The organism is Pseudomonas sp. G11, assembly GCF_029457515.1.
In the GTDB taxonomy this organism is placed as follows: Bacteria; Pseudomonadota; Gammaproteobacteria; order Pseudomonadales; family Pseudomonadaceae; genus Aquipseudomonas; species Aquipseudomonas gorinensis.
In genome coordinates this window covers 1287969-1301504 of sequence record NZ_CP120377.1, presented here as the reverse complement: position 1 = coordinate 1301504, position 13536 = coordinate 1287969, and the positions used below count along the sequence as shown (strand labels likewise).

The 13536-nt window shown below is 57.9% G+C and carries 15 protein-coding genes; 5 read left to right on the top strand and 10 right to left on the bottom strand.

Features of this window, described 5'->3' with window-relative positions; genetic code table 11:
* Nucleotides 1-19: 19 nt before the first annotated feature.
* Nucleotides 20-931, bottom strand: coding sequence for a 5-dehydro-4-deoxyglucarate dehydratase (gene kdgD / locus P2T68_RS05855; RefSeq protein ID WP_024073438.1), 912 nt, complete (start codon nucleotides 929-931; stop codon nucleotides 20-22).
* Between the two features lie 234 nt (nucleotides 932-1165).
* On the opposite strand from kdgD, the gene P2T68_RS05850 reads away from it, so the two are divergent.
* From P2T68_RS05850 to P2T68_RS05840, 3 genes are all read left to right on the top strand, one after another.
* Nucleotides 1166-2320 (top strand): phospholipase, encoded by a 1155-nt coding sequence (locus P2T68_RS05850; RefSeq protein WP_150054730.1) that lies wholly within the window; start codon nucleotides 1166-1168, stop codon nucleotides 2318-2320.
* Nucleotides 2321-2456: 136 nt separating this feature from the next.
* A complete protein-coding gene (locus P2T68_RS05845) occupies nucleotides 2457-2831 on the top strand; it encodes a hypothetical protein (RefSeq protein ID WP_277379149.1) in 375 nt (124 codons plus the stop codon).
* A gap of 220 nt (nucleotides 2832-3051) precedes the next feature.
* Nucleotides 3052-3261: a hypothetical protein gene (locus P2T68_RS05840; protein ID WP_024073435.1), complete on the top strand. Its 210-nt coding sequence runs from the start codon at nucleotides 3052-3054 to the stop codon at nucleotides 3259-3261.
* 1 nt (nucleotide 3262) lies between these two features.
* Here P2T68_RS05840 and P2T68_RS05835 read toward each other — a convergent pair whose 3' ends face one another.
* Nucleotides 3263-4012: a FadR/GntR family transcriptional regulator gene (locus P2T68_RS05835; protein WP_024073434.1), complete on the bottom strand. Its 750-nt coding sequence runs from the start codon at nucleotides 4010-4012 to the stop codon at nucleotides 3263-3265.
* A 231-nt stretch (nucleotides 4013-4243) separates the two neighbouring features.
* Here P2T68_RS05835 and P2T68_RS05830 point away from each other — a divergent pair, with 231 nt between their 5' ends.
* Entirely contained in the window at nucleotides 4244-5833 is a 1590-nt protein-coding gene (locus P2T68_RS05830; protein ID WP_024073433.1) for a glucan 1,4-alpha-maltotetraohydrolase domain-containing protein, read from the top strand.
* A gap of 65 nt (nucleotides 5834-5898) precedes the next feature.
* On the opposite strand, the gene P2T68_RS05825 is transcribed toward P2T68_RS05830, so the two are convergent.
* From P2T68_RS05825 to rplM, 7 genes are all read right to left on the bottom strand, one after another.
* Complete coding sequence (locus P2T68_RS05825; RefSeq protein WP_277379148.1) at nucleotides 5899-6318, bottom strand: ClpXP protease specificity-enhancing factor; 420 nt, start codon at nucleotides 6316-6318, stop codon at nucleotides 5899-5901.
* Between the two features lie 17 nt (nucleotides 6319-6335).
* Nucleotides 6336-6953 (bottom strand): glutathione S-transferase N-terminal domain-containing protein, encoded by a 618-nt coding sequence (locus P2T68_RS05820; protein ID WP_024073431.1) that lies wholly within the window; start codon nucleotides 6951-6953, stop codon nucleotides 6336-6338.
* A gap of 146 nt (nucleotides 6954-7099) precedes the next feature.
* Nucleotides 7100-7876 (bottom strand): cytochrome c1, encoded by a 777-nt coding sequence (locus P2T68_RS05815; protein WP_024073430.1) that lies wholly within the window; start codon nucleotides 7874-7876, stop codon nucleotides 7100-7102.
* Nucleotides 7876-9087 (bottom strand): cytochrome bc complex cytochrome b subunit, encoded by a 1212-nt coding sequence (locus P2T68_RS05810; protein WP_003171746.1) that lies wholly within the window; start codon nucleotides 9085-9087, stop codon nucleotides 7876-7878. The genes P2T68_RS05815 and P2T68_RS05810 overlap by 1 nt, the downstream gene beginning before the upstream one ends.
* Nucleotides 9087-9680 (bottom strand): ubiquinol-cytochrome c reductase iron-sulfur subunit, encoded by a 594-nt coding sequence (gene petA / locus P2T68_RS05805; RefSeq protein ID WP_024073429.1) that lies wholly within the window; start codon nucleotides 9678-9680, stop codon nucleotides 9087-9089. Before petA ends, P2T68_RS05810 begins: the two co-directional genes overlap by 1 nt.
* Before the next feature lie 266 nt (nucleotides 9681-9946).
* Nucleotides 9947-10339: a 30S ribosomal protein S9 gene (gene rpsI / locus P2T68_RS05800; RefSeq protein ID WP_003171743.1), complete on the bottom strand. Its 393-nt coding sequence runs from the start codon at nucleotides 10337-10339 to the stop codon at nucleotides 9947-9949.
* A 14-nt stretch (nucleotides 10340-10353) separates the two neighbouring features.
* A complete protein-coding gene (rplM, locus tag P2T68_RS05795; protein WP_010568039.1) occupies nucleotides 10354-10782 on the bottom strand; it encodes a 50S ribosomal protein L13 in 429 nt (142 codons plus the stop codon).
* Nucleotides 10783-11030: 248 nt separating this feature from the next.
* On the opposite strand from rplM, the gene P2T68_RS05790 reads away from it, so the two are divergent.
* A complete protein-coding gene (locus P2T68_RS05790) occupies nucleotides 11031-12071 on the top strand; it encodes an NADP(H)-dependent aldo-keto reductase (protein ID WP_277379147.1) in 1041 nt (346 codons plus the stop codon).
* 136 nt (nucleotides 12072-12207) lie between these two features.
* On the opposite strand, the gene P2T68_RS05785 is transcribed toward P2T68_RS05790, so the two are convergent.
* Nucleotides 12208-13344 carry an acyl-CoA dehydrogenase family protein gene (locus tag P2T68_RS05785; protein ID WP_024073427.1) on the bottom strand — a complete coding sequence of 379 codons (1137 nt, stop codon included), beginning with the start codon at nucleotides 13342-13344 and terminating at the stop codon, nucleotides 12208-12210.
* Between the last annotated feature and the right edge of the window lie 192 nt (nucleotides 13345-13536).

The following is a 13536-nucleotide window of genomic DNA, read 5'->3' as shown; positions in this document are numbered from 1 at the left end:
CAGCGGCCTTATAGATAAGTTATTGCGGACCTTGCTTGTCGATCAGCGCGGCCAGGGCTTCGTATTCTTCCGGCAGCAGGTCGGTCAGCGGGGTGCGCACCGGGCCGGCGTCGTAGCCGACGATCCTGGCACCCGCCTTGACGATGCTCACGGCGTAGCCGGCCTTGCGGTTACGGATGTCCAGGTACGGCAGGAAGAAGTCGTCGATGATCTTGCCGACAGTGGCGTGATCGTCACGGGCGATGGCGTGGTAGAAATCCATCGCGGTTTTCGGGATGAAGTTGAACACCGCCGAGGAGTACACCGGCACCCCCAGGGCCTTGTAGGCAGCGGCGTAAACCTCTGCGGTCGGCAGGCCGCCGAGGTAGCTGAAACGATCACCGAGACGACGGCGGATCGACACCATCAACTCGATGTCACCCAAGCCATCCTTGTAGCCGATCAGGTTCGGGCAGCGCTCGGCCAGACGTTCCAGCAAGGGCGCGGTCAGGCGGCAGACGTTGCGGTTGTAGACCACCACGCCGATTTTCACCGATTTGCACACGGCTTCAACGTGGGCGGCAACCCCGTCCTGGCTGGCTTCGGTGAGGTAGTGCGGCAGCAGCAGCAGGCCTTTGGCACCCAGGCGTTCAGCTTCCTGAGCGTATTCAATGGCCTGGCGGGTGGCACCGCCGACACCGGCAAGGATCGGCACGCTGGTGGCGCAGGTATCAACGGCGGTCTTGATCACCTGGGAGTATTCGCTGGCAGCGAGGGAGAAAAACTCGCCGGTGCCGCCGGCCGCGAACAACGCAGTGGCGCCGTAGGGCGCCAGCCATTCCAGGCGCTTGATATAGCCCGCCTGGTGGAAGTCACCCTGGGCGTTGAAATCGGTCACGGGGAAAGACAGCAGACCGTGGGAGAGGATGGACTTCAGTTCTTGTGGATTCATTATTCGAACACCCTGGGCAAAGATTTTCTGGCGAAAGGTTGTTGTTGGTTCTGTTGATGTCGTACGTCATCGTACAACTATAAAATAATTCGTCAACTGTAATTCATCGATCGTGCTTGCACAGGGTGCTGAGGCTCACCTTCTTGACGTAGGAATTTTTTCCTCTATTCTCCGGATTGCTGTATATACATACAGTTATCAAGGAAGATTCCTACGGCATAGCAAGGAGCTAACATGTCAGGTCTTGAACTCGCAGCACCCACCAAAAACCCGCCTACCCTGCGCTTCGAAGGTGGCGAACACACCGCCATCGGCGATGACACCCTGTTGCGCTTCGTCAAGGACGCCCCGGCGATTCCCGCGCGACAAGTCGAGCTGCACCTGCCCAACGGCCTGGCGCTGACCTACGGCCAAGTGATCGCGCTGGGCGGTGACTTTTATGGGATTCCCGGCCAGCCCATCAGCGATGGCGCCTCGGCAGCCGAACGCGTGCAACGCTTCATCGCCGCCTTCAACTCCCTGGCGGTTTTGCCCGCCTCACGGGAAGAAGCTCACAAGATCCTCGCGGTGATGCAAAAGGAGATAAACGCGGTCAACCAGGCAATCAAGGATGGCAAGCAAGCCCATGAAGCCTACGACGCCCTGGGTGATACGTTGTCGGAAGAGTGGAACCGCATCACCGGTGGCGGCAGCGCAGTGTCGGCATTGATCCCATTGGGCCGCTACCTGAAGTTGGCGGCGGACAATGCCGACCACTTTGGCGAATGGGCGCTGTCAGCGTACCTGGCCGGGCATACGGCAGCCCTGCAACAGGCCGTTGTCGCCCATCAAACCGGCACCGACCAGGCACTGGAACTGGCCTATGCCATGAACAGTTTTGCTGATCACTTCTTGACCGACCTGTTCTCCGCAGGCCACTTGCGGGTCCCGCGTAAACAATTGGCAGCGGTGGTGACACCTGGCGAACTGGGCTCGCTGATCAGCCGTTTCATGCATGACGAAGACAGCAAGTTCGGGCTCAACGTGCGCAACGCCCTGGGTGATCAGTGGCACGCGTATGGCGACAAACGCTACTTCGACGCCATCGACGCGGATAACCGGACGCAAGTCAAACGTGCGGTGCAGGCTTCAGCCGATGAAATCTTCGAGACCTTTATCAGCGGCGTAGCGCCCTCCCCGGCCAACTTCAAGGCTCCGCTGCATGTGCCAGATTTGAACGCGGCGCAAAATCCGGCGAACAACTTCTCGCCACTGTTCAAGATGGAGGGGGACAAGGTACTGCGGCGCAAGGACGTGAATGACCTGAACGACAAGCACTGGACCAATGATTGGTGGGGGTGGAGTACGTATTTGTTGCTTAAGGACTACAAGCCGAATACGCCAGCTTGAAGAATACCGTTTGTCGACACTGGGATTTCTAACAGTTCCGGACAATGTCGTTGCAGTGGATAAGTTTGCTCAGGGGCCAGAAACCCGGCCCCTGAATTGACCCGGCCACCGCTGTGACAACCACGGAGATTTCATCATGACGAATCCAGTCCCCGGCCTGAACATTCGTATCACAGGGCCCTTTGACCAAGCAGAGGTTAACCTTTCCACATTCACAGGGCCGCTCGTGGTCAGCATTCCAAACGATGCCGAGCTCTTTCCGAAGGGCAAGGTGTACGTGATCCTGGGCCCGAATTCGGACGCGCCAGCTTGGGAGGGAGCCCAAATCGACGCAGGTGAATGGCAAAAGGACACGGAACAATATCAACGGCGTTCGAACCTGAAACTCGAGGTGCCAAAACAGGATTTATTGCGCTTCAAGAACCAAACCACGCTGCTACGCTATATAGCCCAGAGTGAGTCCAACATGCAGATCATCTCTGAGCCGATTTCGCTGACCATCACCACATAGCTCAACCCCGCTGCGCCTCCGCCGCTTCATGGGCATGGCGCGGCCGCTCCCGGTGTTGGTCAAATTTCGACGCCATCGACGCGGATACCCCTCGGCGCACAGCAGCAGATAAATCGGCACACGGAGCCTGCCGTTTGTCAGAACTGTGATTTCTCACAGTATCTCTGCGCTCGGATTGAGCCCCCAATACGTGGAAACCCATCAATACGCAGAGGTATCCATGGACAGCAAATACCAGGTCATCTTCCCCGCAAACCTGAAAATTCCAAGGAGAGAGGTCTCGTTTGATCGCTTCATCAATATAGGTGATTGGCTTGAATTCGCGCTTCTACCCAACGTTGTGTTCATAGTCGTACACAAGAAATACATCATCACCGAAGAAGACAAAATCAATGATATCGAATTACACGTAGACGTCATTCAGCCTTGATTTATCCCCGCTGCGCCTCCGCTTCTTCATGGGCATGGCGCAGCCGCTCCCGGCTGTTGGTCAAATGCAAGCGCATGGCCGCCCGCGCCGCATCCGAATCCTGGCGGGCAATCGCTTCATAGATCTCTTCGTGCTCGCGGCTCAGGCGGCTCATGTAGTGCTGCTGGTCATCATGGGCCAGGCGCGCCGAATTCAGGCGGGTACGCGGAATGATGCTGGTGCCCAGGTGAGTCATGATATCGGTGAAGTAGCGGTTGCCGGTGGACAGGGCAATTTCCAGGTGGAATGCGAAGTCGGAGGCCACCGCATCGCCGGCGTGGGCCGCACTCTCATTCAGCGCGTCGAGGGCTGCACGCATGGCCGCCAGCTGTTCATCACTGCGGCGTAACGCAGCCAGGCCTGCCGACTCCACTTCCAGGCTGATCCGCAACTCCAGGATCGCCAGCACATCACGCAGGGTCACGACCGTGGCCGGATCAATGCGAAAACCGCTCGGGCTTGGGGTGTCCAGCACAAAGGTGCCGATACCGTGGCGGGTTTCGACCTGCCCCGCCGCCTGCAGGCGCGAGATGGCTTCGCGCACCACGGTGCGGCTGACGCCATGGGCCTCCATGATCGCCGACTCGGTGGGCAATTTGTCACCACGCTTGAGCTGGCCGTCGCGGATTTGCTCGGACAACACCGTGACCAATTCCTGGGCAAGGCTGCGGCGCTTGCGGGGAAGACGAGGGGCGGTGTTGGCATTTTGCATATCGGGTCATCTTTGTGGGTGAACTGAGAAAGCATCATAGCCCATGGCGGTTGTACGATCACCGTTCCTGGCATGACTTTCATCAAACCCTGCGCGCTCGATAATAGATTTAGCTATTTGTGTCCTGGGGATTAGTGCAAAAACGTCTCGACGAGCTGTCATTTCTCACAGCAGACGCCGCCTCCGATACCGCGCAGAGTTAAACCTGTTTTGATCAACAGGAGACCCGTCATGAAATGCAAACTTCTCTACTGCACCGTTCTCCTGAGCCTGCTGACGAACTTCGCTACCGGGGCCCCGTCGCCCCTGCGTAATGGCGGCGGCGAAGACATCATCCTGCAAGGCTTTCACTGGAACTCCAGTCGCAACACACCTGAAAAGTGGTACCAAGTGCTTGCCCGAATGGCCCCCGTTATCGGCCAGGACGGTTTCACCAAGATCTGGTTACCGCCCGTGTGGGTGGATAAGTCCAGCTGGAGCGATCCGGCCAAAGGTACTTCGGGCGGAGGTGAAGGCTACTACTGGAACGATTTCGATAAAAACAGCGCGTACGGCACCGACGCTGAACTCAAGCAAGCTGCCACGGCCCTGACGAGAGCCGGCGTGCAGGTTATGTATGACGTGGTGCCGAATCACATGAACGACAAGATTCCCGGCGTGATGGTGCGCTTCCCCCGGGGCTACAAACTGTGGCGCAATGACTGCACGCCCCCCAGCGATTGCGATGAAGGCGATCCATTCGAGGACGGTGCGGCGGACCTCAATACCGCCAGCCCAGAGGTTTCACCACGCTTCATGCAGGAGTTTCGCAACCTGCGGGACAATTACAGCGCCCACGACTTGCGCTTCGACTATGTACGCGGTTACTCACCTGAGCGGGTCGACCTGTGGATGAAAAACTTCAACGACCAGGCGTTCTGTGTCGGCGAGTTCTGGAAGAGCCCCGGCGAATTCCCCGCCAGCGACTGGCGCAGCAAGGCCAGTTGGCAGGACGCACTCAAGGATTGGTCGGATCGCTCGCACTGCGCCGTGTTCGATTTCGCCCTCAAGGAGCGCATGCAAAACGGCAGCATCGCCGAATGGCGCCACGGCCTCAACGGCAACCCCGTCAAGTCTTGGCGCGAAATCGCCGTTACATTCGTAGACAATCACGATACCGGTTATTCGCCGGGGCAATATGGTGGTCAACATCATTGGCCTTTGCCCGATCCGATGATTAACCTCGCGTACGCCTACATCCTCCTAGCCCCCGGAATACCCGTCGTGTACTGGCCCGCCATGTATGACTGGGGGCGTGGCAACCTGATCCGCACGCTCATAGCCCTGCGCAAGAGTGCCGGCATCAGGGCCGACTCACCGATCAGTTTCCAGACCCAATATTCCGGCCTGGTGGCCGCCACCAATGGCACTCAACAGCGGATACTGATGGCCTTGGACTCCGACTTGAACAAAGTCCCCGACGACTTCACCCCCGTTATGAATGCCGACGGGCAACGCATCCGCATTTGGAAAACCGCCACGACGGCACAGGATGTCCCCCTCACGCTGCATTGCGACAACGCTCAGCCAGGGAACAGGCAAGCGGTCTACGCCGTCGGTTCACCGCTGGAACTGAGCGCATGGGACCCTGCTCATGCGATCCCCCTGCAACCCAGCACCCCTAATCGATGGAGCGGCATCGTAACGCTACCGGCGCAGCAGGCCATCGAGTGGAAATGTGTGATCCGCAGCCTCGACAACATCAATCAGGTTGACTGGCAAGCCGACCCCAATAACCGTGCCTCGCCAGGCACTCAAACCGAAAGCGTGGGGCACTTTTGATCGTCCAAAAAAATGCCTCGGCCAAAGCCGAGGCATTCCCCTATTCGCCTGCTGGCTACAGGGGCTTACTTCACCACTTTCAGACTCGGCCGACCGCTTGGACGCGGCGGCTCTGAATCCGGTGGTGGCACATCATCGCAGTCTTCGCTTTCGATCGTTTCATCGTCCTCGAAAGGGGATTCCAGATCAAAGACCATGCCTTGGCCATTTTCCCGGGCGTAAATCCCGAGGATGGCGCCGATCGGCACGAACAGCGTATGCGGCACGCCGCCGAAACGCCCTTCGAAGCTCACCGCTTCGTTGTCCATGTGCAGGTGGCGCACTGCACTGGGCGATACGTTCAACACAATCTGCCCATCACTGGCAAACCCCTGCGGTACCTGCACCGCAGGAAATTCGGAATTGACCAGCATGTGCGGGGTGCAATCGTTGTCCACAATCCACTCGTAGAGCGCGCGGACCAGGTAGGGTCGACTGGAGTTCATCAGCGGCTCCTTAAGCCTTAGCGCATATCGCGTTCGACACCAGACAGACTTGCCTGGAAAGCCTCACGCGCAAACTGGCGCTCCATGTAATCAAGCAACGGCTTGGCCGGCCGCGGCAGTTCAATACCGAGAATCGGCAAACGCCAGAGTATCGGTAATAGGCAGCAATCCACCAAGCTTTGTTCCTCGCTGAGGAAAAAAGGTTTGTCGGCGAACAACGGCGAAACACCGGTCAGGCTCTCGCGCAATTCCTTACGCGCCTGCACACGTGCCGCTTCTTTGCTGCGGGTATCCAGAATCACATCCACCAGCCCGCACCAGTCACGCTGGATCCGATGGATCAGCAGGCGGCTGTTGGCACGCGCCACCGGGTACACCGGCAGCAAAGGGGGATGCGGGTAACGCTCATCCAAGTATTCCATCACCACGGTCGACTCCCACAACGCCAGGTCGCGATCGACCAGGGTGGGCAAGCTGCCGTAAGGGTTCACTTCGATCAGTTTCGGCGGATGACGTCCCGCTTCCACACTGATGATCTCGGCGCTGACACCCTTCTCTGCGAGCACGATGCGTACTCGGTGGGAATAGTGGTCGGCGGGGTCGGAGTAACAGGCCAACCGGTTGGTCACGCCCATGGCGGTCCTCCTCGCTTGTTGAAATTATCGAAAGCTCAAAAACGAGCGCGCCCAGAGAGCGTCTCTGTAGTACCTGGAGTCCAGGTCGCTACGGTTCAGAGATGCCGCTGGGCGCGCAAGATTAACAGCAATTGCTTACGGTTGGATCAATGCACATCCTTCCAGTATTCGCGTTTGAGCAGATAGGCGAATACGAAGAAGAAGGCCAGGTAGAGCAAGACGTAAGTACCAATGCGCTGGTGCTGCAGTTTGACCGGGTTGGCCGAGTAGGCCAGGAAGGTCACCAGGTTCTTGACCTTCTCGTCGAACTGCTCGTCAGTCAGTGCACCGGGGGTATCTATCTTCAGCTGATCGCACGCTTCATGGGTCAAAGGCGTGCCGGTCAACGGATCGTATTGCTTCTTGCCGTCTTCAACGACCTGAACCTGCTTGCATCCTACCACTTGCTTGCCTTGCAGGCCGACCAGAACGTTAGGCATGCCGACGTTCGGGAACACTCGGTTGTTCACACCCCAAGGACGTGCCGGGTCTTCGTAGAAGGACTTCAGGTAGCCATAGAGCCAGTCGGTGCCGCGAACGCGCGCAACCAGGGTCAGGTCAGGCGGTGCAGCACCGAACCAGGTCTTGGCGTCAGCCGGCTGCATGCCGATGTTCATGTGGTCGCCGATCTTGGCGCCGGTGAACACCAGCTTGTCGAGCATTACCTCATGGGGAATGCCCAGGTCATCGGCCACGCGCTCATAGCGCTGGAACTTGGCGCTGTGGCAGCCCATGCAGTAGTTGGCGAACGTACGCGCGCCGTCCTGCAGGGCAGCCTTGTCAGACACGTCGATAGCGACTTTTTCCAGCTCCGGGCCATGCTCGGCAGCGAAGGACAGTAGCGGCAGCGCCGCAAGCATCAATGCAACGAATAACTTTTTCATCAGCCAGTCACCCTTTCCGGAACCGGTTTGGTCTTCTCGAGCCGGGTATAGAACGGCATCAGAATGAAGTAGGCGAAATACAGGAAGGTGCAGACCTGCGACAGCAGCGTACGCTCAGGAGTCGGCGCCAACACGCCCAGTACACCCAGGATCACGAACGCGATGCAGAACACCCACAGCCAGATCTTGCTCAGCCAGCCCTTGTAGCGCATGGACTTGACCGGGCTTCGGTCGAGCCACGGCAGCACGAACAGCACCGCAATGGCCGCGCCCATGGCGATCACGCCCATGAGCTTGTCGGGAATCGCCCGCAAGATCGCGTAGAACGGGGTGAAGTACCAGACGGGGGCAATGTGCTCAGGTGTCTTGAAGGCGTTGGCCTGTTCGAAGTTAGGTTTCTCGAGGAAATAACCACCCATCTCCGGGAAAAAGAACACGATCGAGCAGAACACGAACAGGAACACGACCACGCCGACGATATCTTTCACAGTGTAGTACGGGTGGAACGGGATGCCGTCCAGCGGGATGCCGTTCTCGTCCTTGTGCTTCTTGATGTCCACACCATCCGGGTTGTTCGAACCCACTTCGTGCAGCGCCAGGATATGCAGCACCACCAGGCCGAGAATCACGATCGGCAAGGCCACTACGTGCAAGGCGAAGAAGCGGTTCAGGGTGATGCCGGAGATCAGGTAGTCACCCCGGATCCACTGGGTCAGGTCGTTGCCGATCACCGGGATAGCACCGAACAGCGAGATGATCACCTGCGCGCCCCAGTACGACATCTGGCCCCACGGCAGCAGGTAGCCCATGAAGGCTTCAGCCATCAGCGCCAGGTAGATCAGCATGCCGAACACCCACACCAGCTCACGAGGCTTCTGGTACGAACCGTAGAGCAAGCCACGGAACATATGCAGGTAGACCACGATGAAGAACGCCGAGGCGCCCGTGGAGTGCAGCAGGCGCAGGATCGAGCCGTACTCGACGTCACGCATGATGTATTCGACGGAAGCAAACGCCTCTTCCGCCGAGGGGGTATAGCTCATCGTCAACCAGACACCGGTGACGATCTGGTTGACCAGCACCAGCAGTGCCAGGGAACCAAAGAAGTAGAAGAAGTTGAAGTTCTTCGGGGCGTAGTACTTGCTGAGATGGTCTTCCCACATTTTAGTGGCGGGGAAGCGTGCATCCACCCAATCCATGAACTTGCTCATCACGCGTTCTCCTTATCGAGACCAATGACAATGATGTCGTTAGATTCGTAGTTATGCGGAGGCACGGGCAGGTTCAAGGGAGCAGGCTGAGACTTGTAGACACGACCGGCCAAGTCGTAGTGAGAACCGTGGCACGGACAGAAATAACCGCCAACCCAGTCCTTGCCCAGATCGACAGGGGCGACTTCCGGGCGGAAGGTTGGTGAGCAACCCAGGTGGGTACACAGACCGACCAGCAACAGAATCTCTGGCTTGATCGAACGTACTTCGTTTTTGGCGTAGGCGGGTTGGTCGGATTTCTCAGATTTGGGGTCAGACAACTGGCCTTCGATCTTTTTCAGATTTCCCAGGATTTCCTCTGTACGACGAACAATGAACACCGGCTGGCCGCGCCATTCAGCAATCATCTGCTGACCTGGTTCGATCTTGCTGATATTCACCTTCACCGGTGCACCTGCGGCTTTCGCCTTGGCACTGGGAAACCATGACCCCACGAACGGGACCGCAGCCCCCACCGCTCCTGCAGCACCCACCACGGATGTGGCTGCTACCAAGAAGCGACGCCGGCCTGCATTCACGCCGTCATTGCTCATTCAGTCCTCTCCCATCAGCTTTTTGGCCTGTTAAATCAGGCGTCTACTAAGTATTAAATCTGAACTTATAAAAATTTTGCCGAATGGTAATGAAAAGCCCCACCTCTGACAAGGGAATTACCCGGAGCTCCAGCTCCAGGCCTTGTAGTATAGGGGGTCTACGGATGTGGCAAGTTGTCACGCTGAAATTTGTGCATAAATCGCAGGTAATAAAAAACGCCCAGCTCCGTGAGGAGGCTGGGCGTTTTTGTGGAACGTAAAGCGAATTAACGCTTCGAGTACTGCGGACGCTTACGCGCTTTACGCAGACCGACTTTCTTACGTTCAACTTCACGGGCATCACGAGTCACGAAGCCAGCTTTGCGCAGAGCGCCACGCAGGGTTTCGTCGTACTGCATCAGAGCGCGAGTGATACCGTGGCGGATTGCGCCAGCTTGACCACTTACACCGCCACCGATAACAGTGACGTAGATGTCGAACTTTTCAACAGTCTCGGTCAATTCCAGCGGCTGACGAACTACCATGCGGGCAGTTTCGCGGCCGAAGAAGTTGTCCAGGGTGCGGTTGTTGATCGAGATGTTACCAGTGCCCGGACGCAGGAAAACGCGTGCGGTTGCGGTTTTGCGACGGCCAGTGCCGTAATTTTGAGTCGCCGACATAATGAACTATTCCGTTAAAACTTCAGTTCTTGGGGCTGCTGAGCAGCATGAGGGTGAGCAGCGCCCGCATAGACTTTCAGCTTGCGAAACATATCGCGACCCAGTGGGCCCTTCGGCAGCATGCCTTTAACCGCGATTTCAATCGGGGCCTCAGGCTTCTTAGCGATCAGGCCTTCGAAATTGGAAGACTTGATGCCGCCTGGGAAACCGGAGTGACGGTAGTACATTTTGTCTTGCGCTTTGTTGCCGGTAACACGTACCTGCTCAGCGTTGATGATCACGATGTAGTCACCGGTATCAACGTGAGGAGTGTACTCAGGCTTGTGCTTGCCACGCAGACGGCTGGCGACTTCAGTGGCCAGACGACCCAGAGTCTGACCAGCGGCGTCGACGACAAACCAGTCGCGCTGAACTGTTTCCGGTTTTGCAGTAAAAGTTGTCATTCTTTAATAGCCTCAGGGGCCGCCCTGTAAATTAGACGGCGGATCTTACTGAATAGTGCGTACTTTGACAAGTCAAAGGCAGCCGGATACAGACGCTATCGGGGGCTCGGGTCGGCGCGTCCGTTCAACGGCAAGATTCTTCGGCAGGCGGCGCATCACTTCCACTGCAGAAAGAGGTGGGCAATTATGCAGATTGCGAAAAAAAATTCAACCTGCTTTTATGATTGTTTTCCCTGAAGGAGTACCCGATGGATTATCGACAGCTGGGCCGGACCGATCTGAACGTAAGCGCGATAGCCTTGGGCACCATGACCTGGGGTGAGCAGAACAGCGAGGCAGAGGCCTTTGCACAGATCGAACGGGCCAAGGCCGCAGGGATCAACTTCCTCGACACCGCCGAAATGTACCCGGTGCCGCCCAAGGCCGATACCTACGCCACCACCGAGCGGTACATCGGTAATTACTTCAAGAGCCGCGGCGACCGTGCCGACTGGATCCTCGCCAGCAAGGTCGCCGGCCCCGGCAACACCATCGACTACATCCGCGGTGGCCACCTGCGCCATAACCGCAGGCACATCGTCGAAGCCCTGGATGCCAGCCTCAAGCGCCTGCAGACCGACTGGATCGACCTCTACCAATTGCACTGGCCAGAGCGCAGCACCAACTTCTTCGGCCAACTGAGCTACAAGCACAAGGACGAAGACAACCTGACGCCGCTGGAAGAGACCCTCGAAGCACTGGACGAACAAGTGAAGGCCGGCAAAATCCGTCACATCGGCCTGTCCAACGAAACCCCGTGGGGCACCATGAAGTTCCTGGCCCTGGCCGAAGCGCGCGGCTGGACCCGCGCGGTGTCGATCCAGAACCCCTACAACCTGCTTAACCGCAGCTTTGAAGTGGGCCTGGCGGAAATCGCCATTCGTGAACAATGCGGTCTGCTGGCCTATTCACCCCTGGCGTTCGGCATGCTCAGTGGCAAGTACGAAGGTGGCGCGCGCCCGGCAAAAGCGCGCCTGACGGAATACAGCCGCTTCAGCCGCTACTTCAATCCACAGTCGGAAGCGGCGTGCAGCCGTTATGTGGCACTGGCCCGCGAACACGGCCTGGACCCGGCGCAAATGGCCCTGGCCTTTGTGACGCAACAGCCGTTCGTGACCAGCAACATTATTGGCGCAACGTCGCTGGAGCAACTGGACAGCAACATCGCCAGTGCCGATCTGAAGCTGTCGAAGGACGTACTGGAAGGGATTGAGGCGATTCAGAAGGATCATCCGAATCCGGCGCCTTGATTGATCTGTAGAGCGCTATCGGGGGCAAGTCGAATCGTCGCACCGCCCCTCCCACATTGGAATGCATTCCAAGTGTGGGAGGGGCGGTGCGACGATTCGACTTGCCCCCGATGACGCATTCAAGACCCGCAAAAAATCAAAGCGCCCGCGCAATGATCTCTTTCATGATTTCATTGGTCCCGGCATAAATCCGCTGCACCCGCGCATCCGCCCAGGCCCGGGCAATCGGGTATTCCCACATGAACCCATAGCCACCGTGCAGTTGCACGCACTCGTCGAGCACCTTGCATTGCAGGTCCGTGGCCCAGTACTTGGCCATCGCCGCCGTCGGCACATCGAGCTTGCCCTCCAGGTGCAGCGCCATGCATTTGTCTACGAATACCCGGCCGATCTGAATCTCGGTGGCCATTTCCGCCAGCTTGAACCGGGTGTTCTGGAAGTCGGCAATCGCCTTGCCGAAGGCTTTGCGCTCTCGGGTGTAGTCAAGCGTCCATTGCAATGCCGCTTCGGCTGACGACAGCGCTCCAATCGCGACGGTCAAGCGTTCCTGGGGCAGCTCCTGCATCAAATAAGCGAAGCCCATGCCCGCCTGCCCCAGCAGGTTTTCCTTGGGCACCCGCACGTCCTGGAAGAACAACTCCGAGGTGTCCTGGGCCTTCATGCCGACTTTCTCCAGGCGCTTGCCCTTATCGAAGCCCGGTGTATCAGCCTCGACCACAAACAGGCTGGTGCCCTTGGCGCCGGCCTTGGGGTCGGTCTTGGCGACCACAATGACCAGATCGGCGAGAAAGCCATTGGTGATAAAGGTCTTGGAGCCGTTGATCACGTATTCATCACCGTCCAAAACGGCGCTGGTCTTGACCCCTTGCAGATCGGATCCGGCGCCCGGCTCGGTCATCGCGATGGCCGTGACCATCTCGCCGGAGATCAATTTGGGCAGGTATTTGTGCTTCAACGCCTCGCTGCCGTAATGCAGGATGTACGGCGCGACAATGTCCGAATGCAGGGAAAAACCGATACCGGTCAGCCCCAGGCGGCTGATCTCTTCGATCACCACCGCGCTGTAGAGAAAGTCCGCGCCCAGGCCGCCGTATGCTTCCGGCAGATGGGAACACAGCATCCCCGCCTCCCCCGCCTTGCTCCACAGCTTGCGGTCGATGTAACCCTGTTTCTCCCATTGCCCATGGAACGGCGCGGCGTCTTTTTCAAGGAAGGTGCGCACGCTCTGGCGGAAGAGTTCGTGTTCCGGGCTGAACAACGTTCTGGGGATCATGGAGTCACCTGCGTGGATTGTCGGACAAAGACGAACCACAGAGCCTATGCCGGGAAGGCGTCACGGGACACTGGACACATGCGACAAAAAATAAGACGATCCAGCCGTCTGGTGACCACTTTCCCCTATAAGAATAAATGAAATTATGTCTAACCAAATCTCCACGCCCCTGCGGCGCGTCAGCATTTTGGC